This is a genomic window from Clostridium sp. AM34-9AC (assembly GCF_003480225.1).
Classification (GTDB): Bacteria; Bacillota; Clostridia; order Lachnospirales; family Lachnospiraceae; genus Acetatifactor; species Acetatifactor acetigignens.
In genome coordinates, this window is record NZ_QUIU01000007.1 from 113,718 (window position 1) to 137,467 (window position 23,750).

Annotated in this window: 20 protein-coding genes; 5 read left to right on the forward strand and 15 right to left on the reverse strand. The window is 49.7% G+C overall.

Features of this window, described 5'->3' with window-relative positions; translation table 11 throughout:
- Positions 1-26: 26 nt before the first annotated feature.
- From DW835_RS06090 to DW835_RS06135, 10 genes are all read right to left on the reverse strand, one after another.
- On the reverse strand, positions 27-1,286 hold the full coding sequence (locus tag DW835_RS06090) for an ASKHA domain-containing protein (protein ID WP_172594769.1): 1,260 nt from the start codon (positions 1,284-1,286) through the stop codon (positions 27-29).
- Entirely contained in the window at positions 1,279-1,452 is a 174-nt protein-coding gene (locus DW835_RS06095; protein ID WP_022312824.1) for a DUF4250 domain-containing protein, read from the reverse strand. Before DW835_RS06095 ends, DW835_RS06090 begins: the two co-directional genes overlap by 8 nt.
- Before the next feature lie 102 nt (positions 1,453-1,554).
- A complete protein-coding gene (gene clpB, locus DW835_RS06100; RefSeq protein ID WP_022312825.1) occupies positions 1,555-4,155 on the reverse strand; it encodes an ATP-dependent chaperone ClpB in 2,601 nt (866 codons plus the stop codon).
- A 587-nt stretch (positions 4,156-4,742) separates the two neighbouring features.
- Complete coding sequence (locus DW835_RS06105) at positions 4,743-7,616, reverse strand: heavy metal translocating P-type ATPase (protein WP_118730842.1); 2,874 nt, start codon at positions 7,614-7,616, stop codon at positions 4,743-4,745.
- A gap of 96 nt (positions 7,617-7,712) precedes the next feature.
- Positions 7,713-8,048 carry a metal-sensing transcriptional repressor gene (locus DW835_RS06110; protein ID WP_242993694.1) on the reverse strand — a complete coding sequence of 112 codons (336 nt, stop codon included), beginning with the start codon at positions 8,046-8,048 and terminating at the stop codon, positions 7,713-7,715.
- A gap of 224 nt (positions 8,049-8,272) precedes the next feature.
- Positions 8,273-9,112 carry a class I SAM-dependent methyltransferase gene (locus DW835_RS06115; RefSeq protein WP_118539675.1) on the reverse strand — a complete coding sequence of 280 codons (840 nt, stop codon included), beginning with the start codon at positions 9,110-9,112 and terminating at the stop codon, positions 8,273-8,275.
- Between the two features lie 169 nt (positions 9,113-9,281).
- Positions 9,282-9,518 carry a hypothetical protein gene (locus DW835_RS06120; RefSeq protein WP_118539659.1) on the reverse strand — a complete coding sequence of 79 codons (237 nt, stop codon included), beginning with the start codon at positions 9,516-9,518 and terminating at the stop codon, positions 9,282-9,284.
- 34 nt (positions 9,519-9,552) lie between these two features.
- Entirely contained in the window at positions 9,553-10,857 is a 1,305-nt protein-coding gene (locus DW835_RS06125) for an O-acetylhomoserine aminocarboxypropyltransferase/cysteine synthase family protein (protein ID WP_118539661.1), read from the reverse strand.
- A 184-nt stretch (positions 10,858-11,041) separates the two neighbouring features.
- Positions 11,042-12,388, reverse strand: a complete 1,347-nt coding sequence (locus DW835_RS06130) for an MATE family efflux transporter (protein WP_118539663.1) — start codon at positions 12,386-12,388, stop codon at positions 11,042-11,044.
- Positions 12,389-12,650: 262 nt separating this feature from the next.
- A complete protein-coding gene (locus DW835_RS06135; protein WP_243037069.1) occupies positions 12,651-14,192 on the reverse strand; it encodes a glycoside hydrolase 43 family protein in 1,542 nt (513 codons plus the stop codon).
- A gap of 210 nt (positions 14,193-14,402) precedes the next feature.
- On the opposite strand from DW835_RS06135, the gene DW835_RS06140 reads away from it, so the two are divergent.
- Positions 14,403-15,218: an AraC family transcriptional regulator gene (locus tag DW835_RS06140; protein ID WP_182430259.1), complete on the forward strand. Its 816-nt coding sequence runs from the start codon at positions 14,403-14,405 to the stop codon at positions 15,216-15,218.
- Here DW835_RS06140 and DW835_RS06145 read toward each other — a convergent pair.
- Positions 15,191-15,832 (reverse strand): PTS glucose transporter subunit IIA, encoded by a 642-nt coding sequence (locus DW835_RS06145; RefSeq protein WP_118730844.1) that lies wholly within the window; start codon positions 15,830-15,832, stop codon positions 15,191-15,193. The genes DW835_RS06140 and DW835_RS06145 overlap by 28 nt on opposite strands.
- A 39-nt stretch (positions 15,833-15,871) precedes the next feature.
- Complete coding sequence (locus tag DW835_RS06150; protein WP_243037071.1) at positions 15,872-16,717, reverse strand: DUF368 domain-containing protein; 846 nt, start codon at positions 16,715-16,717, stop codon at positions 15,872-15,874.
- 265 nt (positions 16,718-16,982) lie between these two features.
- On the opposite strand from DW835_RS06150, the gene DW835_RS06155 reads away from it, so the two are divergent.
- A complete protein-coding gene (locus DW835_RS06155; protein ID WP_022154211.1) occupies positions 16,983-17,198 on the forward strand; it encodes a cold shock domain-containing protein in 216 nt (71 codons plus the stop codon).
- A 46-nt stretch (positions 17,199-17,244) separates the two neighbouring features.
- On the opposite strand, the gene DW835_RS06160 is transcribed toward DW835_RS06155, so the two are convergent.
- The 3 genes from DW835_RS06160 to DW835_RS06170 all read right to left on the reverse strand — a co-directional run bounded on the left by DW835_RS06160 (position 17,245) and on the right by DW835_RS06170 (position 20,523).
- Positions 17,245-18,039: an AAC(3) family N-acetyltransferase gene (locus tag DW835_RS06160; protein WP_118668217.1), complete on the reverse strand. Its 795-nt coding sequence runs from the start codon at positions 18,037-18,039 to the stop codon at positions 17,245-17,247.
- Positions 18,040-18,117: 78 nt separating this feature from the next.
- Entirely contained in the window at positions 18,118-18,948 is an 831-nt protein-coding gene (locus DW835_RS06165; RefSeq protein WP_118730846.1) for a glycerophosphodiester phosphodiesterase family protein, read from the reverse strand.
- Between the two features lie 159 nt (positions 18,949-19,107).
- Positions 19,108-20,523, reverse strand: a complete 1,416-nt coding sequence (locus DW835_RS06170; protein ID WP_118730847.1) for an MFS transporter — start codon at positions 20,521-20,523, stop codon at positions 19,108-19,110.
- A 292-nt stretch (positions 20,524-20,815) separates the two neighbouring features.
- On the opposite strand from DW835_RS06170, the gene DW835_RS06175 reads away from it, so the two are divergent.
- The 3 genes from DW835_RS06175 to DW835_RS18195 form a co-directional block, all read left to right on the forward strand.
- Positions 20,816-22,453 carry an ATP-binding cassette domain-containing protein gene (locus tag DW835_RS06175; RefSeq protein ID WP_022312289.1) on the forward strand — a complete coding sequence of 546 codons (1,638 nt, stop codon included), beginning with the start codon at positions 20,816-20,818 and terminating at the stop codon, positions 22,451-22,453.
- Between the two features lie 60 nt (positions 22,454-22,513).
- Positions 22,514-23,374 (forward strand): PHP domain-containing protein, encoded by an 861-nt coding sequence (locus tag DW835_RS06180; RefSeq protein WP_118730848.1) that lies wholly within the window; start codon positions 22,514-22,516, stop codon positions 23,372-23,374.
- 150 nt (positions 23,375-23,524) lie between these two features.
- A partial coding sequence (locus DW835_RS18195; RefSeq protein WP_207665412.1) for a hypothetical protein occupies positions 23,525-23,750 on the forward strand: 226 nt, incomplete at its 3' end.

Sequence of the window (23,750 nt, forward strand, 5' to 3'; positions counted from 1 at the left end):
TCATTTGTTACGCTTTTTGTATATTTTTAGTTAAAATTTATCTTCGTCAGAAAGGTCTCAGGGAACTTCTCTTCCTCCGCCAGATTTAGGATACGTATCTGCAATTCCTGCCGTTTTCGAAGGTCATCCCCACCATCTGGCAATGTTCCTTCCGCCGTTTGCTTTCCACCTGCTGTAAGGATCCGACTGCCCACCATGGCTGCACCGCTCAGTGCCGTATTGCCGCCGGTCACCGTGCAATCTGCCAGTTCTTCCGGAAGCAGCCCGATAGCCACAGCCGCCTTCGGATCCAGATAATAACCGAATCCTCCCGCCAGCACCACTTTCGAAATGTCCGAAAATCTTATGCCATAGCTGTCCGCCAGAATCTCAATGCCTGCGGCAATGGCTCCTTTTGCCAGCTGCACTGCACGCACGGACTCCTTCGTCACCAACACATCGCCGATACGGACTCCTTTCGTAAAATAAGGTTCCTTCAAAAGACCCTGTCCGTCCATCAGCCCCTCTTCCAGAAGTTTTTGTAACAGTCTCACCATATCCGCGCCCCAGATGCCCCGGTTGGCTCCGCCTTCGAAAGCAGGGCCAGCCGCCGTGGCACAGGCATGTAATCTGTGCCGGTTTCCCAGTGCCATCTCCCCGTTGGTTCCAAGATCGATGAGCAGGGTGGAGGCCTCCTGTTCCAGCATTCCACTGGCCAATATTCCGGCAGTGATATCGCCGCCTACAAAGGCTGACAATCCCGGTATGATATGACAGGCCACTCCTGCAATTTCTGTCTCCACTGCGCCGCTATGACTGACTGTAAAAGGTGCTTTGCCCAGTTCCTCCGGATTCCAGCCCATGAGCAGATAGGTCATGGTGGTATTTGCCGCAACGACCATCTGCAGAGTCTCCTGCGGCTGCAGCTTTTTGGAAAAACGCTGCACTCCTTTTTCCATGAGGTCACGGACTTTTTTCTGCATATCTGCCGCTTTTCCCGGATCCTTTGCTGCCTCTATCCGTGAGAGCACATCGGCACCATAGCTGACCTGGGGATTCACACTGGGAAAGCTGTCCACCACTTTACCGGTCATGTCATACAACTGCATGGCAATGGTAGTGGTACCAATATCCACAGTCATCAGCCGTTTACCGTCCGGATTTTGTAATGTTAACGGAGGAAGTTCCAGCTTTTCCGTCACCACCTGCATCCCCCGGATCACTCCTGGACATCTGCCACAACCGGTACAGATCAGGCATCTGGTTCCCTTTTTTCCTGTGGGATTGGTACTGCTCGTATTATACAAACTGATTCCTCTCTTCATCGTAATGATAGTCAATGGCTGCCAGTTTATCTGTGATCTCCTGTTCCTTCACATCCAGATCATCGCAGAGTTGTTTCAGGCTTCCGTAGAAATCACGGAGTTTTAAATTTATAAAGCTTAATAACATTACGGGATCCTGTGGTATCATAACGTTTTCCTCTCTTTTCCTGTTTTTGACAGAGTTATATTGTAAACGAAAGGAGCAAAAATGACAAGTATCATCATCTTTGCTCCTGTTTTATTTTACAGATTATTGATTTTTCGATCCTTTTTCGCACTTGGCGGCCAATTGATCATTCTCCACGGTAATGACAATGGTATCGCCTTCTTCTACCTGATCTGCCAGGATCATCTTGGCTGCCAGGGTCTCCACGTACTTCTGGATATAACGCTTCAAAGGCCGTGCACCGTAGACCGGATCATAAGCATTGTCCACGATATACTGCATAGCTTCCTCCGACAGACGGATGGTCAGCTGCTTATCCTCCAGACGTCTGTTCAGATCGGCAATGATCAGATGAATGATGCCGCCGATATTGTCCTTGGTCAGAGGCTTGAACAGGATTGTCTCATCCAGACGGTTCAAAAACTCCGGACGGAAATGTGCCCGCAGATCATTCATGACTGCTGCCTCTGCTTCCGGCTTGATGGTACCGTCTTCATTGATACCGTCCAACAGATAACTTGCGCCGATGTTGGAGGTCATGATCAGTATGGTATTCTTAAAGTCTACGGTACGACCCTGAGAATCCGTGATACGGCCGTCATCCAGTACCTGTAACAGTACATTGAATACATCGGGATGTGCCTTCTCGATCTCATCGAACAGTACCACGCTGTAAGGTTTTCTCCGGACAGCTTCGGTCAGCTGACCACCTTCCTCATATCCTACATATCCGGGAGGCGCTCCGATCAGACGAGAGACAGAATACTTCTCCATGTACTCACTCATATCGATACGTACCATATTATTCTCATCGTCGAACAGTGCTGCCGCCAGACTCTTGGCCAGCTCCGTCTTACCGACACCGGTAGGTCCCAGGAACAGGAAGGAGCCGATGGGCTTGCTGGGATCCTTGATCCCGGCTTTGGAACGGATGATGGCTTCGGTGACTTTGGTCACACCCTCGTCCTGACCCACCACACGTTTGTGCAGTTCTTCGTCCAGATGGAGGGTCTTGTTACGCTCACTCTCGGTCAGTTTGGCTACCGGAATGCCGGTCCAGCGGGAAATGATCCTTGCGATCTCTTCCTCCGATACTTTTTCATGTACCAGAGACAGATCGGATTCTCCTACCTTATCCTCTTCCTGTGCCAGCTGCTTCTCCAGTGCGGGCAGTTCGCTGTATTTTAATCTGCCGGCCTTTTCATAGTCTCCTTCCCGCTCTGCGATCTGGATCTCATTATTCATGCGGTCTCTCTCTTCCCGCAGTTTGGAAAGTTTATCCACGGATGCCTTCTCGTTATCCCACTGTGCCTTTTTAGTGTTGAACTGATCCTTTAACTCTGCCAGTTCCTTCTGCAGATCTGCCAGACGTTCCTTACTGATCCGGTCATCCTCTTTTTTCAGAGCGGTCTCCTCGATCTCCAGCTGTGTCACCTTACGCTGCAGTTCATCCAGCTCCGTAGGCATACTGTCCATCTCGGTCTTGATCAGGGCGCAGGCCTCATCCACCAGGTCAATGGCCTTATCCGGCAGAAATCTGTCGGTGATATAACGGTTGGAAAGCACGGCTGCACTTACCAGTGCGTTATCCATGATCTTGACACCGTGATATACTTCGTAACGATCCTTCAGTCCACGCAGGATAGAGATCGTATCCTCCACGGTGGGTTCTTCTACCATAACCGGCTGGAAACGACGTTCCAGAGCGGCATCTTTTTCAATATACTGTCTGTATTCATCCAGTGTGGTGGCACCGATACAGTGCAGTTCACCACGGGCCAGCATGGGCTTCAACATATTGCCTGCATCCAATGCGCCGTCGGTCTTGCCGGCACCGACAATGGTATGCAGTTCATCGATGAACAGAATGATCTGTCCGTCACTGTTCTTCACATCATCCAGTACGGCCTTCAGACGTTCCTCGAATTCACCTCTGTATTTGGCACCGGCTACCAGTGCGCCCATATCCAGTGCGAATATCTTCTTATCCTTCAATCCCTGAGGGACATCGCCCTTGACGATACGCTGTGCCAGACCCTCCACCACGGCGGTCTTACCGACACCGGGTTCACCGATCAGCACGGGGTTATTCTTTGTCTTACGGGACAGGATACGTACCACATTACGGATCTCGCTGTCACGTCCGATGACGGGATCCAGCTTCTGGTTCCTTGCTTTCTCCACCAGATCCTGCCCGTATTTTTCCAATGTATCATAGGTTGCTTCCGGGTTGTCACTGGTGACTCTCTGGTTGCCTCTTACGGTAGACAATGCCTGCAGGAAACGTTCTCTGGTGATGCCGTATTCCTTCCAGATCTCGGCGATCTCCTTGTTGGGATTCTTGATCATGGCAAGGAACAGATGCTCTACGGAGACATATTCGTCACCCATCTGTTTTGCTTCGTCCGATGCGCTGACCAGTACCTTGTTCAGATACTGACCGACATAAGGCTGACCGCCCTGCACCTTTACTCTCTTCTCCAAAGCCTGTTTTGCACGGTTTACAAAATGATCCTTCTGGATCTCCATCTTTTCCACAAGCTTTAAGATCAGACTGTCATCCAGCGTCAGCAGACTGTACAGCAGATGTTCCTGTTCGATCTCCTGATTGCCATATTCCATGGCGAGCTTTTCACAGCCATTGACTGCTTCTATGGATTTCTGTGTAAATTTATCAATATTCATAATCGTTCGCCTCCTCACATAAGGTTATGCAATTTGCAACTATTCAGAGCCATTAAATATTGCCTGAGCTTTGTTGATTGCTTGCATTCATATAAAGCTTTGGCAATATTTATTTGGCGAGGTAGCCTCAATGAGCAAAAAGGAAGCTGTGTAACAGCGTTTTGCGAATGAGGCTCTGAATAGTTGCTTTATTTATTTTCTTACTCGCGAACAGATTCACAGACTTTCTGTCTCATCTGTTCTATATTTAATATAACACATAGTAAGAGAAAATCAATTAAGAAATTATAAACTTTATATGGAATCTTTCGAAAATTATTTTCCATTCACGCGGAAGATTAATGCCGTTAGGAGAAAAATCACTCTCCAGATACTCATTTTTCACAATTTAAGTATCTATGCCTGAAATTTTTCTGTATAGACCCATACGCCACATATATTCCTGAAATATTGCATTGAAAAGTACCTGCGGATCACTTTCTTCTCTATAGACCCAAAATAGCGCCGTCCGGTGTCGTGTTTGCAAAAACACGGCATCTTGGCAGCGCCATTTCTCTTTTTCCGTTATTGTAACCTACAGTAACACTTTATTTTTCGGTAACGCCCTTTACTTCATATCCTGCGTCAACTACAGCCTTGGTCAGTACTTCGTCTGCCACATCAGAAGCCAGTTCCACAGTAGCATTCTTCTGCTCCAGGCTCATGGTTACGGCCTTTACGCCCTCTACGGCCTCCAGTGCCTTCTGTACGGTCCCGGTGCAGTGGCTGCACATCATTCCTTCGATACTGATTACTTTTGTCATTGTGTTTGTCCTCTCTTTCTCTTCTTTGCTATTTTGCTCTGCGGGGGCTTCCAGTATGCACTGTTCTCCCTCCACAGCTGCCTGCGTTGTCTCCTGTTCCGTCCGGGCTGCTTCCGGCGTTCCTGTTTTCAGCGGAGTAAATCCGCTCTTAAAGCCTCTCAGCCGCAGGGCATTTCCCACGACAAAGATACTGCTTAAACTCATGGCTGCCGCGCCGAACATGGGATTCAGACGGATTCCAAAAGACGGGTACAGCACACCGGCTGCCAGAGGGATGCCGATGCAGTTGTAGAAGAAAGCCCAGAACAGATTCTCCTTGATGTTGCGGATCACGGAACGGCTCAGTTTCATGGCCGTCACGGCATCCCGCAGATCATTTTTCATCAGAATAATATCTGCGCTCTCCATGGCTACATCCGTGCCTGCACCAATAGCCATGCCTACATCTGCGGCTGCCAGTGCGGGGGCATCGTTGATGCCGTCACCGATCATGGCTACCTTATGGCCCTGACGTTTCAGCTCGCTGACCTTTTTCTCCTTATCCTGCGGCAGTACTTCTGCCACGACCTCAGAGATACCCAGCTTCTGTCGTACAGCTTCTGCAGTACGGTGGTTGTCTCCGGTCAGCATGATGACTTTGACACCCATTTTCTCCCAGACACGAATAGCTTCATAAGAAGTGGCCTTAACGGTATCCGCCACGCCGATGACTCCTAAGAATCTTCCTTCCTGTGCCACAAGGAGCGGTGTCATGCCTTCGTCCGCCATCCGGTTCAGACCTTCTGTGGCTTCCTCCGGCAGAGTGATATGATTCTCCTGCAGAAAGGCAAGGTTACCTACATAGAATTTTGTACCGGCAGGAATTATCACGCTACTGGCACCCGATACTGTATTTCTCGCCATCTGGTTCTGTTCCGTTGTCTTGCCGGAGCCATCTGTGGTGCCGTTCTGTTTTCCGGCATAAAATACCGCCGTAGGGCCGTCATTTTTTACTGATTCTACCGCACGGAATTCTGCTGCCAGTGTACCTTCCACGCCACGGCCGAAGGTTGCCTTGAAATCCACGATCTCGGGAATTGCCAGACCGAACTGCTCTGCCCATTCCACTACAGCTTCCGCCAGCGGATGCTCACTTTTTTTCTCAAGAGCTGCTGCGATCTGCATCATGGCGTCCATCGGGAAGTCGCTCTGATAACCGCCTGCTTCTTCTACCTTTAACTTACCGCTGGTGATGGTTCCGGTCTTGTCCAGTACCACAGTGTCAATCTCTTTGGCCTGCTGCAGGGCCTCACCTGTCTTGATCAGGATACCATTGCTGGCACCTACGCCGGTTCCCACCATGATAGCCACGGGTGTTGCCAGTCCCAACGCACAGGGGCAGGAAATTACCAATACGGCAATGGCTGTGGAAATGGCAAACTCCGCGGTAGCACCGCTTATCAGCCACACGATCAGGGTGATCAGGGAAATGGTCATGACCGTCGGCACGAATACACCAGCCACCTTATCTGCCAGCTGTGCAATGGGAGCCTTGCTGGCACTGGCCTCTTCCACCAGACGGATGATCTGTGCCAGTGTTGTGTCATCGCCAACACGATCCGCACGACATTTTAAGAAGCCCGCCTTGTTCACGGTAGCGGAGACCACATGGTCACCTGCCTGTTTCTCCACCGGAACACTTTCACCAGTGATGGCCGCTTCATCCACACTGGAGTTGCCTTCTAACACGATACCGTCCACCGGTACCAGACTTCCGGGCTTTACCAGAAAAATATCGCCTTTCTGCAGGCTCTCCGTGGGCACTTCCTTTTCCTGTCCGTCCTCGGTAACAAGAATTGCCACCTTGGGAGCCAGATTCATCAGCTTGGTGATGGCTTCACTGGTCTTTCCCTTGGAACGGCTCTCCAGATATTTTCCAACGGTGATCAGAGTCAGGATCGTACCGGAGGATTCAAAATACAGATCGTGGGCATAATGCTCTACCACTGCCATGTCACCATAACCCAGGCCGCAGCTGATCCGGTACATGGCGAAAATGCCGTACACCAGTGCCGCGCCAGATCCCAGAGCGATCAGGCTGTCCATGTTCGGACTGCGGTGCGCCAATGTTTTGAAACCTACAGAGAAAAACTTCCGGTTCACATACAGAATCGGCAATAACAGTAAAAACTGCGTCAATGCAAAATTCATGGCATTGGCATTGCCGTGCATCGTGTTTACGATAAATGCCGGAACCGGAATTCCGAACCATTCTTTCAGCATATGGTGCATAGACACATACATTAACGGGATCAGGAATCCAATGGAGATTCCCAGACGCCATTTCATGGCTCTTGCGTCTGCATCCAGCTTCTGCTGTAGCTCCTGTTTGCCATCGACTGTGGACTTTCCTGTACTTCCCGCATTCCCGGAAGTGCTCTGTCCGCCTGCACCTGCCACACTGCCTTCGGTCATTACCGAAGCACCGTAGCCTGCTTTCACCACAGCATCGATAATTTCCGCCGAAGTGATCTTCGTCTCGTCATAGGTCACATCCATAGTCTCCGTCAGCAGATTTACGGATGCTTTTTCCACATTTTCCAGCTTGTTTACTGCCTTTTCCACATGGGAAGAACATGCGGAACAGGACATTCCTGTAACATGATATCTTTCCTTCATAATACCCTTGCCTTTCCATGACCTGCAAAGTCTCCGGTGCTTTCAATGCACCGCAGCAGCACAAATTTACAGGTTTATCTGCGACCATTCCGCCGCTTATTTCAATTTCTTCACAAGTTCCACTGCCTCATCTACTATAGCAGTATTCCCCTTCCGGATCTCTTCCACCACACAGGTCTCCATATGTTCCTTCAGGATTGCATAGCCAAAGGCCTGTAAAGCACTCTCCACGGCAGCTACCTGTGTGAGAATATCACCGCAGTAACGGTTCTCTTCCAGCATCCGGCTGATACCGTTTAACTGTCCGCTCATACGGCTTAAACGGTTCTGTAATTGTTTTCTTTCTTTTTCGGAGCGGGGCGTTGCCTTCTGGTGACAATGACAACATTCCATGCCTTTTTCTCCCATTTTTTCTTCCTTTTGTTCTGCCATAATTTTCCCCTTCCTGAGCCTCCGGCACCGGAATCCGAATTTTCCAGAATCTTCCCGGTTCTACACATATGCTGTTTCCGGCCTGCATATCAGTGCACGCAACATGCTGCCGGATCTTTCGTTGCAGCCATACGCAAAATACCCTACAGGGGTATCTTGTTTTCTTCTACAAGATATACCCCCATAGGGTATTTGTCAAGAGGTACTTTCTAATTCCTGCCAGTTCACCTCTGACCAAAACAGATCCTTACGATCTGCATCTTCATGATTCTGTCGCCGGTTCTGGCGAGGAAGCGGAATAATCCGCTGACGGAAGGGTCTCGAAGATCATTATATCCCAGCATATAGCCACGGCTTGTGACCTGCAATCTGCTGTTCCACGGGGAAATCTCACTTTTCGCATCCGAAACCGCAAAATATGCACCCACATCCTGAATTTTAGCGCTCCTGAGCCATGTCTTTGCTATCATCTTAACCGCTGTCCGGTTCGCCGCGTCAAATACCAGCACACCACCGGGAAAACTGTCAGCCATTGCCTGTACCAGCGTCCTGACTTGCTCCGTCAGAAAATAATAGAATACTCCGGAGGCAAAAAATATTGCCCCTTCGGACGCGTCGATTTTGGTAAACCATTCCGTATCATTCAAATTGCAGGGAATATTTTCCTCACGGTCTCCGGCGGGCAGTAATTGATTGCGTACGGCGATAACATCCGGAAAATCCAGATTGTAAATTTTACAGCTGCCATTGTCACAGGCTCTGCCGGTACCGTCAAGTCCACAGCCCAAATTGACCACCGCCGCATCAGGATGATCTGCCAGGTAATTTTGTACCTCCCATGCAAGGTCATTCTGCCGCATGGCAACCTCCAGCGAACCGAAACGCTGCATCAGGCCGTGGGATTTTTTCTCCACCTGTGAAAAATCATAGTCGATCTGGTCGATCAGGTGTACCGCCATCTCGTCCCGATATAGGTTCGGATACAACTCCGAGCATAGCTTCCGGGAATAAAGCGGGATGATCAGTGTCTCCTGTACGGTGTTCTTCTCAATCTTGTATTTCATGGACATCTCTCACTTTCTTGCATTTTTGCCATTTCTTTTTTGTTAGTTTTGTCTAACCGCTGTATAGAGTTATGTAGTTAGCTTGTGCTAACTTAAATGCCTTAGAAAAGCCGCATTACTGCGGCCTTTCAGCTGACTGTTTTTGGTTTTCGTTTCTATTATACTGAACTTATTTCTGTTTTGCAAGGTAGATTTCCACCAATAGATATTTCTTGTCTTCTTCCCAGTTATAGTAGAACTGAATCAGTCCGATGCGGCTCCTGGTGCCGGTCTTCTCATTCAACGCAGAAAACATGCCGCTAGAGCAGCGCACGGGAGACAAATAAGGCTGTCGGCGATCACCGGCACTGGCAAGAAGAATCCCGCTGCCTTGAACGCAGTGGGATTCCCGGTTTTGCTTTTCCATAATAGAAAACAGCTAATGAAAGCATGGTCTCTCCTTATACAGACTGGAAACCGCCTTCCAGGTCTTCAATAATATCATCGATATTCTCTGTACCGATGGACAGACGAATGGTATTGCTGTAAATACCCTGTTCGTTCAGTTCTTCCTCAGACAACTGTGCATGCGTGGTGGAAGCCGGATGGATGACCAGAGACTTCACATCTGCCACGTTTGCCAGCAGTGAGAACAGCTCCAGATTGTCGCAGAACTTCTTGGCTGTCTCCTTGCCACCTTTGATTTCGAAAGTGAAAATGGAGCCGCCGCCGTTGGGAAAATATTTCTTATACAATGCCTGCTGCTCCGGATCCGTGGATACGGAAGGATGATGCACGCGCTCTACCTGCGGATGGTTGTTCAGATACTGTACCACCTTCAGTGCATTCTCTACATGACGTTCTACACGCAGAGACAACGTCTCCAGTCCCTGTAAAAAAATAAATGCATGCACGGGAGAAATGCATCCGCCCATATCACGCAGAAGCATTGCACGGATTGCTGTCACGAAAGCTGCACCCGGTACTGCCTTGGTGAAGGTAACGCCATGATAGCTGGGGTTCGGAGTGCACAGGTGAGGGAACTTGCCGCTGCCCTCCCAGTCAAACCTGCCGTTCTCTACGATCACGCCGCCTAAGCTGGTGCCGTGTCCGCCGATGAACTTCGTAGCAGAATGTACCACGATATCTGCACCGTACTCAAAAGGACGTACCAGATAAGGGGTTGCAAAAGTATTGTCTACTACCAGAGGCACCCTGTGTGCATGGGCGATCTGTGCCAGACGCTCGATGTCTACCACATCAGAGTTGGGGTTGCCCAGAGTCTCGATGTAGAGAGCCTTGGTGTTCTCCTGAAAGCTTGCTTCGATCTTATCATAATCGGAAGGAGCCACGAAAGTGGTGGTCACACCGTAGTCTACCAGAGTATGTGCCAGCAGATTGTAGGTGCCGCCGTAAATATTATTTGCAGAAATGATATGATCTCCCTGTTTTGCCAGGTTCTGGATCGTGTAGCAGATAGCTGCTGCGCCACTGGCTACCGCCAGAGCTGCGGTACCACCTTCCAGTGCTGCAATACGCTGCTCGAAGACGCCCTGTGTCGGGTTGCCCAGACGACCGTAGATTTCACCGGGATCTTCCAGTCCGAAACGGGCTGCTGCGTGATCGCAGTTGCGGAATACATAAGAAGATGTCTGATAAATGGGAACGGCTCTGGCACCGGTCACGGGATCGGGCTGCTCCTGTCCCACATGTAACTGTAACGTCTCGAATTTCAGATTACGCTCTGCATAGGGCTTTTTGCTCATGTTCTGCCTCATTTCCGCACTTTGATGTGCTATGTATTATTGCGTAACGATCCTGGCGGAACCGTTACAATTTCTATAAAAACATGCTAAAACACATTGCAAAATCTGTCAATGTAAAACTTTAGCGCAGCAGATATTTTTGTCCACTGCGCCTCTATTCCTCTCCAGATTGCATTATATTACTTTACTTCACCAGCCGGTCCTTATACTTCAGCCATTTTCCCGTACGTACCCTGTTAGTGAACAAAAATGCCCGTACGACCCAGTCCATGGTCATAGCGATCCAGACGCCAATGACGCCAAGTCCCAGACCCTGTCCCAGGATATATGCCATGCCCACACGGCAGAGCCACATGGAAGCGATCGCCACGATCATGGTAAATCTCACATCTCCCGCAGCGCGAAGTGCATTGGACTGTGCAAAGGACAACGGATGCACCAGCATACAACATACACAGCTGTAACATAACAGAAAAACAGTTATTTTCATTGTCTCCGAACTCAGATGATAGATTCCGCAGATCGGCCTTGCAAAAATAATCATGGGAATTCCCAACAGGACCATGCAGGCATACGCCGCCTTCATCATTTTTTTCAGATAATATAATGCCTGCTCTGTCTCTCCTGCACCGATGCACTGTCCGATCACAGTGATCATTGCTACACCGATGGCGTTGGCAGGGATCTGCTGAAAGCTGGCAATGCTGCCTGTTACGGCATTTGCCGTCGTAGCAGCCATTCCAAAACCGGCGATCAGACTGGTGGTCAGAAGCTTACCGATCTGGAAGATACTGTTTTCCAGTCCGTTGGGAACACCGATATACAGAATCTTTCCCAAGATTTTCGTGTCGATCCTCCAGTGATTGCTCACTATGATCTTGTCACTTTTTCCAAGCAGCACTATGATCATCACAGCCGACAATATTCTGGAAAAAAGTGTGGACAAGGCAGCACCGGCAGCACCGATCCCTGCACCATAGATCAGGATCGCATTTCCGGCAATATTTACCAGATTTGCCACCAATGACACTTTCATGGACACCTTGGAATCTCCCACCGCACGGAACAGAGCCGCACCACCGTTATAAATTCCCAGAAAAGGAAAGGACACCGCCACAATATAAAAATAAATTCTTGCGGCATTCATGACATCCGCTTCCACATTGCCGTAAAGCAGTGCCAGCAATCCCTTGTTCCAGATCAGTGCTATCGTCATAAACAGAAGGGCCACACCCCCTACCGCTATAAACAGCTGATTGGAGGCCCGGCCTACCATTTCCTTATCTCCGTGTCCCATATATTGCGCCGCCACGACCGCACCGCCGCTGGCCATGGCCGTGAACAGACCGATCAGCAATACGCAGATACTATCCACCAGAGAGATTCCGGATACCACAGCTTCTCCACAACTGGCCGCCATCACCGTGTCCGCCATTCCCATTGCGATTGCCAAAAACTGCTCTATGATCAGCGGCCACAATAATTTTTTCAGTGCATCCTGTGAAAATAACATTTTTTTCTCTTCCGTCATACCTTACATCGTTCCTTTATCATCACATTAACAACTGCCAAAATATCACATTGTCATTGCATTGTAAATAGAAATGTAATTTTATGATTCAGCAACTATTCAGCACCCCATTCGCAAAACCGCCTCTACGAGGCTTTCCTGAATAACATGCTTGCATGTTATTTGCTCATAGTGGTTACTTCGCCCTATAAATAGTATCAAATGCTCTTACGAATGCAAGCATTCGACGCGCATTCAATACTATTTACATGGCTCTGAATAGTTACAGCTCCTGATATACGAAATAGTCCGCAGCGACCAGGCCGCCTTCCATACCTTGCTCATTGATGGCAAACAGTCCGTCCTTGACACCGACCCAGCGGCCCGGAGTTGCTTCCACCATCTGTCCCACAGGCTGTAAATTTTCTTCTGCGGTTCCTACATAAAATGTACGGTAAATCTCCTTCTCCACCTTCATCTGGATATAAATGACATCACTGTTCCATTCGCCCAGACCGGTGCGCACTTCATCGTCCTTCGTCCAGTTGCCGGTGCGCTGCTGCAGGCTCATTTTACCGTGTATTTTCTGAACTGCAAGTGCTGTATAACATCCGCCCAGCGATACCAGTCCTGCCACATCCCCGTCTTTCATCTCTTCCAGATGCAGACAGGTGGTAATAGAAAATTCCGGTGCCGGCCACTTCTGTAATAACAGATTGCTGATATCGCACAGCTGTGTCTTCGGGTCTGCGGCCTGGGCATGAAGAATGAGCTGGCCGTTTTCCAGATCATACCATTCCTTTTTATAATTGGCATTCCACTGCCACTGTAATCCCAAGTTTTCTCCTTCGAAGAAATCGCTGTCCTCCGGGGTATCGATAGGATATGCAGCTCCCACTTTCGGCTTCTTGTAATGCAGTACCGGCTCACCGCATCCGTCCACTTCGTTCACGCCGATCACCGGCCAGTCGTTTTCCCAGTGCATGGGCTGTAAATGTACGATACGTCCCGCATTGCCCACATCCTGGAAATGCAGGAACCAGTCCTGTCCGTCCGGCGTATCCACCCAGGCACCCTGGTGAGGTCCGTTGACAGGAGAATTTCCCTGATGCAGGACGATTTTCTCCTCCCAGGGACCGTAAATATTTTTCGACCGCAGTACGGTCTGCCAGCCGGGCTTCACGCCCCCTGCCGGAGCGAAGATATAGTAATAGCCGTTTCTCTTGTACAGCTTCGGTCCCTCGATGGTGGGCTGGGTCGCATGGCCATCATAGATGAACTGACCGTCATCCAGCACTCCGGAGCAGTCCGGTTCGATGGGAGACATATACAGCATGCTCTTGAAACCGATACGGCTTCTGGCGAAAGCTGTCACCATGTATGCTTTGCCGTCCTCATCCCAGAAAGGACAGGGATCGATCCAGCCCACGACCTTACGCACATAAGCCGGCTCGCTCCACTTGCCGAAAGGATCCGTGGTCTTGCACATCATGATGCCCTCGTCCGGCATTGGGATAAATACGTAATAAGTTCCCTCATGATAACGGATGGCCGGTGCCCAGGTACCACAGCCGTGTACCGGCTTGTCATAATAGTCAAAGGGAAGCTTGTCAATGATGTAATTGATGACCTTCCAGTTCACCAGATCCTTCGAATGCAGCAGAGGCACTGCAGGGGTGTTACAGAAGCTGGAAGCGATCATAAAATAATCCTCTCCCACACGAATGGCATCCGGGTCCGAATAATCGGTATACAGGATCGGGTTGGTATAGGTGCCGTCGCCCTGATCAGCGATCCACATTTTATGTATCTTGGTCTTGTCCATAATTTCTCCATTCCGCAGCCTTTGCCGCCTTTTATTTACAAATGCAGGTGTTCAACACTCATTTGATAATAGTTACCTGTTTCTGAACAATTTCAGTATAACAGATGTTCCCTTGTATCGCGTGCCATTTTCCCATTAGTTTGTGTCAAATCTTGCATTTAGCAACTATAAATGTCATAATAGTGACAAAAGTTGCAGGAGGGAATCCCATTGAGTTTCTTTTACCAGAACCGTCAGGAACAGCTTTATTTATATTTATCCAAAAACAACCCCTATGCCGTCCATCTTCACAGACAGTTGGAGTTGATCTATGTATTGAGCGGTTCCACCACCGTCACCGTGGAACAGCAAGATTTTTTACTTACCCCCGGTCAGGGTGTTCTGGTTTTTCCGAACCAGATGCATGGCCTGAAGCATGTGGAACCCGGTCAGAATCTGCTCTGTATCTTCGAGCCGGATTTCTGCCACTCTTTCCGCCAGTTTTTCCAGAACAAAAAGCCTGCCCACAATGACTTTACCGTCTCCTCCCTGTCAGAGCACAGCCGTATTGCCCTGCAGGGACTTAAAACACTGGCCGCTGCCATGGAAAAGGATCGTCCCACACCTTCCGATGTACAAGTCTATGCGGAAGGGTATCTCACACTCCTGCTGGCAGACCTGCTGCCATCGTTGCCTCTGCAAGTGCGTAAAAACACAGATGACCTGGAATTGGAGCAAAGACTGCTTCTCTATCTGGATGCCCACTATACCGAAGAATTGTCCCTGGAAAGTCTCTCGAAAGAATTCGGTGTCAGCCGCTTTGTCCTGTCCCGGATCTTCACTGAGAAACTCCACACCACTTTTCCTGATTACGTGAACTCCCGAAGGCTGGACTATGCCAGAGATCTTCTATTGTCCACGGAGCTCTCCGTGACGCAGATTGCGCTGGATGTGGGATTCGGAAGCTCCCGCACCTTTTTCCGGGCCTTTCATTCCGCTTATCACACCACTCCCGGAGCTTACCGCAGGCAGAAAGAGTCTTCCTGATTCCTTCCCTTACGCTGTATCCACAGAAGTTCCTCTCCCGCCCGGATATAATCTTTCCAGGTACCGACGATCTGTCCCCGCTCCGGGATCTGGCACATTTCCACCGTCACCGCCGTATCCACGCCTTCCCTTGCCAGGCCCTCCTGATCAAATTCCATCAGCAGTTTTCCTTTGCGCACGATCTCGTTTTGCAGGACATTGCAATGATAATAGGCGCTGTGCAGTTCTTCCCTGTCTCTGCAGATATTCAACAGCAGTTCCAGTCCGCTGTCCGTGCGGAATCGGATCCGGTTTCCCATGGGATAAAGTTTCAATACCTTTCCTGCCGTGGGCGCATAGACCTTTCCATCCTCTGGCACGATGCTGATACAGCCAGTTCCGGCATCAGCGGTCTCTTCAGAGGTCTCTTCCATGCGCTTACGGATCTCTCCGTTCACCGGGCTGCCTATAGTGACACCTTCCCTCACCAGTTGCCTGGCTGCTGTATTTTTTCTCTCTTCCCTGTCTTCCCCTGTCTCTTCTGTTTCTTCCATTTTCCACCGGATACTCCTGCCAGACCAGAAGCCGACCAACAGTCCCAGCACTCCCGTTGCCACGATGTCATACATCTGCATGTTTCTACCTTCCTTTTTCCATGATAAGGTTCCCGCTCCTTATTCTGTCTCATTTTCGGGAAAACATGCCATTTTTTCATTCATAACTTCCAAAAGAAGTGCCGCCACGATTCCTGCCGCCATGCAGAACAGATTCCGGGATGCGGTCTCCGGAGATGTGGCAAAACTGTTCCATGGAACCGTCATCACTGTAGCTGCACTGATGATCCCGAAGATCCCGTGGAACATCCCCGCATACTGTTTTTCAAGCAGGCGGTTTACCAGCCTGGCCAGACACACAAAAGTCACCACGCAGCCGGTCATTCCGGGAATCAACACCTCCGGCCGAAGATGAGCGATCCCCTCTACGAACGGTGTATACAGTCCTAAGGGCATCAGTAGTGTAGAAAAACTCATCCCCGGAGCGATCACCGACAGAGCAAGGGCAAATCCACAGAACAGATACGCTCCGAGTCCCGGCTCCACTGCAGTCTTGGAAGTCTGCAACGAAAACAGCAAAAAAATCATTGCCGCAAACGTCACTCCGGTGACGATCCTGTTTCCTCCGGTCCTGCTCTGCTCTCCCGCTTCCCGCCACAGGGACGGCAGCATTCCGCCGATCAGCCCCACAAATACACAGACCGATTGCTCCGGATAGGTCTCCAACACATAAGAAAGCAGATTCGCCACACCTAAAAATCCCGCCGCAGAACCGATCATATACGGGAGCAATTGCGGCAGATGGGTCCGCCACTTATGTACCGGATCCGACAGCAGCTCCATGATCGGTCGATAGACTCCGAACACTACACTTAAAACGCCGCCGGATATCCCCGGGAGTACCGCTCCCAGACCGATCAGCGCCCCTTGTAATACTTTTCCCAAAAATCTAAGATCCATCGTCATTCTCCGCATCCTGTTGCTCTTAAAATCATATGCTTTTTCCATAAGAAAATAGGTCTAAAAATCAAAGATAATTATTGACATTTCGATCAGGGCAATGGTATACTCTAACCGTATTCTAAATGAAAGTCATTGATCTCACATATTTTTGTAAGACATTGCTACTTTTTCACGGATGCTTTACAAAAATATGTGATTTTTTTGTCCTACGTTTTAGAATCATCAAAAGGATCAGGCAAAGCCTGAATTATTAAAGGAGGTACCAATAATGAATAACGGTACAGTTAAGTGGTTCAATGCTCAGAAGGGTTATGGTTTCATCACCAACGATGCTAACGGCGAGGAAGTATTTGTACACTTTTCCGCAATCAACGCTGATGGTTTCAAGTCTCTGGAAGAGGGCCAGAAGGTAACTTTCGATACCGAGTGCGATCCTCAGAACAGCAGCAAGATCCGTGCTACCAACGTTACTGTTGTAGCTTAATAGCAAGACAGACCAAAAGGATCAGTCCCACGGGACTGATCCTTTTTCATGCCCGGAATCCTCTCCACCGCTCTGCAGAAATCTCCGGTTTCGTCACAAGACATTCCGGATCCGGTGCCAGCACATGCCGTACCACCCGGAACACTTTCTGCGCATCACACAGCAGACACTTCGCATCTCCGAACATCACCACTTCCACTGCTCCACAATCCAGAAACGCCTGGTTCAATTTCACAAAATCTTCCGAGATATGGGGCTGGTCGGGATTATAGTGTTTTCTCATATATACTTTCTTTTCTCTTCCGTCCGGCAGGATCGTTGTCAATAACATGGGCTCCGCCGCCAGACGATTCGGAACATTCAGCACCTCTTCCACACTGTGGATGTAAGTATTGCGTTCATGTCCAACGCCAACCAGCAGAATCTTACCACCGCAGTCTTTCAGCCGGTCGTAGGCTCCTCCCGGGGTACATGGAGTGTTACGTTCTTCCTCTCCTGCCAGATATTCGGCAGCATTTTTTCCGTACCCCGCTAAAGAATGGGTGGGATGCAGGGAGCGCACCACACCCTCTCTCTGCCGGAACAGATTGGTCAGCAGTCCCACGCAGGATGGGGTATTACGATAGTCATACACCGGGTGCTGTGCATTCACATTGGCCCAGGTATGGGTCGGCAATAGCAGAAGGCCTTCCGTAAAATATTCCATCCAGGCATCCAGCACGATATCCGCACCGCCCTCCACTTCTCCGATGGCCTTCATGGAAGAATGGATCAGGATCGTCTCTTTTCCCGTAAGTCCCACATTCCGTAACTGCTGTTTCAATTCTTCTTTGGTATACATATTTTTCCTCGCATATCGCATATAGTAAAAGGCCGGTTTCCTGGGGAGCATGGAACCGACCTTTTTATGCTGTTTTCTCTACTTTCCCGCTTCCGGTACAAAACTGTCGAAGATGAAAATATCGAAATGTTTTCTCGCTTCGACCAGTTCCTTCTGGCTCTTGATGGTCCATGCGGCTGCAGTATTATGGTACAAACCTCTGCAAAGCTTCCGGGACAGGATTTCAGGATAATGATGATTGTATGCCACAAAATCCGGCTTGGTCACGAAGTTCAGCAGCAGATTCTGCAATACAAAATATAATATCCCGACATACTCTCCTTCTTTCAGAAAAGCATCGGACAACTGGCCTCGCACCAGATCCGGATGTTTCTTCCGATACCACCACACACCCAGAGGGTTGAAGGACTCCATGCAATACATTCCCTTGTAGGCCCGCAGCATTTTATCTGCAAGGGGACACAAAGACAGGTCGGTGCGCTCGATCTTGAACTCCACGATCAAAGGCACTTTTCCGTCTACCATCTTCAATACATCCTCAAACTTCGGAATCTTCTCCACAGAATCGCACAGGTGAAACTGCTGCAATTCCTCGTAGGTATAATCACTGATCTTGCCTTCGCCGCCGCAGACTCTTTTTAATGTAAAATCATGGAACACCACGGGGATCTTGTCCTTCGTCAGCTGAATGTCCAGTTCAATACCGAAGCCCGCATCCGCAGCCTTACGGAATGCCGCCATGGAGTTCTCCGGTGCTTCCGTTGCATTATCGTGCAGGCCTCTGTGGGCGTAGAGCCATTCTTTAAAAGGGGCCGTATCGGGCTTATGGATCATCCGGGGCATGATCATAAGGAAGTAAAGAATCGCCAGCACTACAATGACGATCAGTATGATTGCTAAAACTTTCATTCTCAATTCAACCTTCTATCTTATGTTTTGATTCACATACATCTTTTCTGCGCCCTCTTAGTCTCCGCGAAAAGCTGCTGCATCTTACTTTAATCCACTGCCCCGCAATTTTCAAGTAGCTATTTCTAAAGATTTTCTAACGATTTATTGTCTATTTTATTAATCGTCCACGTCAAAGTTCTCCAGAATGCTCTCCTTCTTCTGGGGCTTCACATCGCCGTGGCGTACCTGGGTCATGGTCAGGAATGCCATCAGGGAGAAGAACAGCGCATAGGGGAACAGAGTGTTATAGGACACCTTCTCCAGCAAAAATCCGGACAATACCGGAGTCAGGATCTGCGCCGCCATGGAAAAGGTGTAATAGGTTCCGGTGAATTTACCCACATCGCTGCCACTGCTCATGGCCACGATCATGGGATAGGAATTCACGTTGATCGCTGCCCATGCCACACCGATCAGGGCAAAGGCCACATTGACGATGGGGTGATATTCTCTGGCGAAAATAGCCGCTCCGTAGCAGGCTGCCATCAGCAGGACACCGCCCATGATGGTCTTTTTACGGCCGATCTTCGCTGAAATACCTCCGATAGGGATATAACTGAAAATGGCTGCCACGGTAGCCACCATCAGACAGTTGGCGAAGCTTCCGCCCTCCATCTTCCATACTACTTTCGTATAACGGGAAAATGCTGTGGTCACGGCATTATAAGCGGTGAACCATAAGAAGATGGATGCCAGCATGAAGTACATACTGCGCTTCACATCCTTCGGCATGTCCTTGGTGCTTTCGGTCTTTGCCGTCTGCTGTTTTTCCTCGAAAGCTTTTGCCTCTCCGGTGTCTCCCACTGCCTCGATCTCTCCGGCAGCTTCCACGCCTTCTGCCATCGCTTTTTCTTCTATGGTGTCTGCGTTTGCGGCTTCTGCCTTTTCCACTTCTTCCCGCAGCTTATTTTCCTGGATGGTGATCACGAGGATTCCCACTGCAATAGCCATGACTGCAGCAATGCTGGAAAACAGCGGCAGGTAATCCGGTGTTTCCCCTTTGCCCACCAGTACCTTGATCATGATCAGGGCATAGACACCGCCTACGGCTCCCATAAGGTTGATCACCGCATTGGCGCGGCTGCGCAGATGGTTCGGCGTCACATCCGGCATCAGTGCTACCGCCGGAGAACGGTACAGTCCCATGGACACCAGCGTGAGGAACAGCACCCCTAAAAAGAACACCTGGTTACTGAAGGACCCTCCGGTGGCCCATCTTGCCTTCTCCGCATTATCGATCATCGGCAACATCATCATGAAGATCACTGCCAGGATCGTCCCCACCACGATAAATGGCATTCTTCTGCCAAGCTTCGTATGTACCTTGTCTGACAGCATACCGCACACCGGCAGCAGGAAGATGGCCAGCACATTGTCCAGTGCCATGACCGCTCCCGTCATAGTCTCTCCCAGGTGATAGGTGTTCTGCAGGATCAGCGGGATAATGTTGTCATACATCTGCCAGAAAGAACAGATGCTAAGAAAAGCCAGTGCGATCAGAAACGTTCTTTTGTAATTTAATTTTGTCTCCATAAGAAAACCTCCCAAGTTGATAGTTCTATTCTATCAAAGGGGAATGCTTCTCGCAATCTTCGGGGGTAAAATTGAGGTAAATTTTCTTTCCGGAACTGCTTTTGCATTGGGTGCCTGTTTCGAAGCATCAGCCACCACGAAGTGACGGAAGTCGTTCCAGCGTGGCACACTGGTTGGTCCACCGCCCGAGAAAACGCTGAAATATCACACTTTCTCCTTGAAATATGTGGGCTTTTATGTATAATGGAAGAAGTGACTTTGTAACGCATATAAATAAGAAGAGGTTTTTAGAATGATCAGTGCAAACAACGTAACTTACCGTGTGGGTAAGAAAGCATTATTCGAAGATGTCAACATCAAGTTTACCGAGGGCAACTGCTACGGACTCATCGGAGCCAACGGTGCCGGTAAATCCACCTTTTTAAAGATTCTGTCCGGTCAGCTGGACACTACCAAAGGTGATATCGTCATCACCCCCGGTCAGCGTCTCTCCGTGTTGGAACAGGATCATTTCAAATACGATGACAACGTGGTTATGGATACTGTTATCATGGGTAACGAACGTCTCTTCCAGATCATGAAGGAAAAGGATGCCATCTATGCCAAGGAAGATTTCAGTGACGAGGACGGTATCCGTGCCAGCGAACTGGAAGCGGAATTCGCCGAGATGGACGGTTGGGAAGCAGAGTCCAATGCTGCCATGCTGTTAAACGGTCTTGGCATCGGCACCGAGTTCCACTACTCTCTCATGAAGGATCTGGACGGCAGCCTGAAGGTGAAGGTCCTGTTGGCCAAGGCACTGTTCGGTAATCCCGACATTCTGCTGCTGGATGAGCCGACCAACCATCTGGATCTGGATGCGATCGCATGGTTGGAAGATTTCCTGATTGATTTCGAGAATACCGTTATCGTAGTATCCCATGACCGTTACTTCCTGAACAAGGTATGTACCCAGATCGCCGACATCGACTACGGCAAGATTCAGCTGTATGCCGGTAACTACGACTTCTGGTACGAGTCCAGCCAGCTGCTGATCAAGCAGATGAAGGAAGCCAACAAGAAAAAGGAAGAAAAGATCAAGGAACTGCAGGAGTTTATCTCGCGTTTCTCCGCAAATGCTTCCAAGTCCAAGCAGGCTACTTCCAGAAAACGTGCACTGGAAAAAATTGAGCTGGATGATATTAAGCCTTCCAGCAGAAAATATCCTTATATTGACTTCCGCCCCGAGCGTGAGATCGGTAACGAGGTACTGGCTGTGGAGCATCTGTCCAAGACCATCAACGGTGAAAAGGTGCTGGATGACATTTCCTTCACTCTGGGCCGTGAAGACAAGGTGGCTTTCGTAGGTAGCTGCGAGCTGGCGAAGACTACTCTGTTCCAGATCCTGGCCGGGGAAATGGAGCCGGACGAGGGAACCTACAAGTGGGGTGTTACCACTTCCCAGTCCTACTTCCCGAAGGACAATACCGCAGAGTTCGACAATGATATGACCATCGCCGACTGGCTGACCGGCTACTCTCCCGTAAAGGATGCCACTTATGTCCGTGGTTTCCTGGGACGTATGCTGTTCGCCGGCGAAGACGGTGTGAAAAAGGTCCGCATCCTCTCCGGTGGTGAGAAGGTTCGCTGTCTGCTGTCCAAGATGATGATCAGCGGTGCCAACTGCCTGATCCTGGATGAGCCCACGAACCATCTGGACATGGAGTCCATCACCGCACTGAACAACGGTCTGATCAAGTTCCCCGGTGTGGCACTGTTCTCCTGCCATGACCACCAGTTCGTACAGACCACCGCCAACCGTATCATCGAGATCCTGCCAAACGGCAGCCTGGTAGACAAGATCACTACCTACGATGAGTATCTGGCAAGCGATGAAATGGCAAGAAAGCGTACTGTATTCACTGCACAGACCGAGGACGACGAGAACTAAGACAAATAAAATGGATGCCGGTAATGCCGACATCCATTTTTTGAAAGGAGCTTTACTATTATGGTAGATTTACACGTACACTCCACCTGCTCCGATGGCACTTTCACCCCGGAGGAATTAGTCGATTACGCGATGGAAAAGGGACTGCGTGCCTTCGCCCTCACAGATCATGATACCGTAAACGGATTGGACCGGGCGATCCGGTATGCGGAAGGATCCCCGGCTGACGCTCCCGCGCCTCAGGTGCCGGAAGTCATCCCCGGTATAGAACTTTCCACAGAATACCATGGAAAAGATATCCACATGGTGGGACTTTTCATTGATTACCACCAGCCGGATTTTGCTCATTACCTGGAGGATTTCATCCATTCCCGGGAGAACCGCAACGAGAAAATGTGCGCACTCCTTCGAGAACATGACATTGATATCACCTATGAAGCGCTTCTGGCAGAATTCCCCGGTGCTGTGATCACCAGGGCGCATTTTGCAAGGTATCTGCTCTCCCACGGCTATATCCAGAGCATGAAGGAAGCATTTGACCGCTATGTGGGCGACCACTGTCCCTGTTTCGTTCCGAGAGAAAAGGTGACCCCCGCTCAGGCGGTGGAGCTGATCCTCGGTGCCGGCGGCGTTCCCGTGCTGGCGCACCCGATCCTCTACCATATGAGCGACGAGCGATTGGATAACCTCGTGGCAGAATTAAAGAGCATCGGCCTCGTAGGTATCGAAGCCATCTACAGCACCTACAACACTGCTGAAGAACGCCAGATCCGGGGGCTTGCCTCCAAATACGACCTGAAGATCAGCGGCGGCTCCGACTTCCACGGTGCCAATAAGCCCAAGATCGACCTCGGCACCGGCTGGGGCAAGCTGTATGTGCCGGATGAAGTGCTGGAAAATCTGCGCCCGGGCCGGAAATAACTAGAAAGTTATGCGAGCAATGAGCCGCGCATAGGCATAGTGAAGACAGCGATGGGCGCTCGCGCATGATTCGCTGTCTTTACTTATGCCGAGATGCGGCGAACGCCGCGATATGAAATAAGATTGGCAGCGTTTTATGCTGACAGTCTTATGAATAGCGTGGCTCATTGCGGATGGTTTTATCTTCGGGACATAGTAGAAGAAAAATGTAGATTACGCCCTGCTTGTCGAAAACTTCCGGGGCTCAGCAGAGAAAAAACATGGATTACGCCCCGCTTGTCGGAAACTTCCGGGGCTCAACAGAGAAAAAACATGGATTACGCCCTGCTTGTCGAAAACTTCCGGGGCTCAGCAGAGAAAAAACATGGATTACGCC

Coding starts and splice junctions, on each gene's coding strand:
- DW835_RS06145 (WP_118730844.1), bottom strand. CDS start 15,832: ATGCAGATGTATGACATCGTGGCAACGGGAGTGCTGGGACTGTTGGTC.
- DW835_RS06135 (WP_243037069.1), bottom strand. CDS start 14,192: ATGGACAAGACCAAGATACATAAAATGTGGATCGCTGATCAGGGCGAC.
- DW835_RS06175 (WP_022312289.1), top strand. CDS start 20,816: ATGATCAGTGCAAACAACGTAACTTACCGTGTGGGTAAGAAAGCATTA.
- DW835_RS06165 (WP_118730846.1), bottom strand. CDS start 18,948: ATGAAAGTTTTAGCAATCATACTGATCGTCATTGTAGTGCTGGCGATT.
- clpB (WP_022312825.1), bottom strand. CDS start 4,155: ATGAATATTGATAAATTTACACAGAAATCCATAGAAGCAGTCAATGGC.
- DW835_RS06105 (WP_118730842.1), bottom strand. CDS start 7,616: ATGAAGGAAAGATATCATGTTACAGGAATGTCCTGTTCCGCATGTTCT.
- DW835_RS06095 (WP_022312824.1), bottom strand. CDS start 1,452: ATGATACCACAGGATCCCGTAATGTTATTAAGCTTTATAAATTTAAAA.
- DW835_RS06180 (WP_118730848.1), top strand. CDS start 22,514: ATGGTAGATTTACACGTACACTCCACCTGCTCCGATGGCACTTTCACC.
- DW835_RS06160 (WP_118668217.1), bottom strand. CDS start 18,039: ATGTATACCAAAGAAGAATTGAAACAGCAGTTACGGAATGTGGGACTT.
- DW835_RS06115 (WP_118539675.1), bottom strand. CDS start 9,112: ATGAAATACAAGATTGAGAAGAACACCGTACAGGAGACACTGATCATC.
- DW835_RS06150 (WP_243037071.1), bottom strand. CDS start 16,717: ATGACGATGGATCTTAGATTTTTGGGAAAAGTATTACAAGGGGCGCTG.
- DW835_RS06110 (WP_242993694.1), bottom strand. CDS start 8,048: ATGGCAGAACAAAAGGAAGAAAAAATGGGAGAAAAAGGCATGGAATGT.
- DW835_RS06155 (WP_022154211.1), top strand. CDS start 16,983: ATGAATAACGGTACAGTTAAGTGGTTCAATGCTCAGAAGGGTTATGGT.
- DW835_RS06125 (WP_118539661.1), bottom strand. CDS start 10,857: ATGAGCAAAAAGCCCTATGCAGAGCGTAATCTGAAATTCGAGACGTTA.
- DW835_RS06130 (WP_118539663.1), bottom strand. CDS start 12,388: ATGACGGAAGAGAAAAAAATGTTATTTTCACAGGATGCACTGAAAAAA.
- DW835_RS06170 (WP_118730847.1), bottom strand. CDS start 20,523: ATGGAGACAAAATTAAATTACAAAAGAACGTTTCTGATCGCACTGGCT.
- DW835_RS06120 (WP_118539659.1), bottom strand. CDS start 9,518: ATGGAAAAGCAAAACCGGGAATCCCACTGCGTTCAAGGCAGCGGGATT.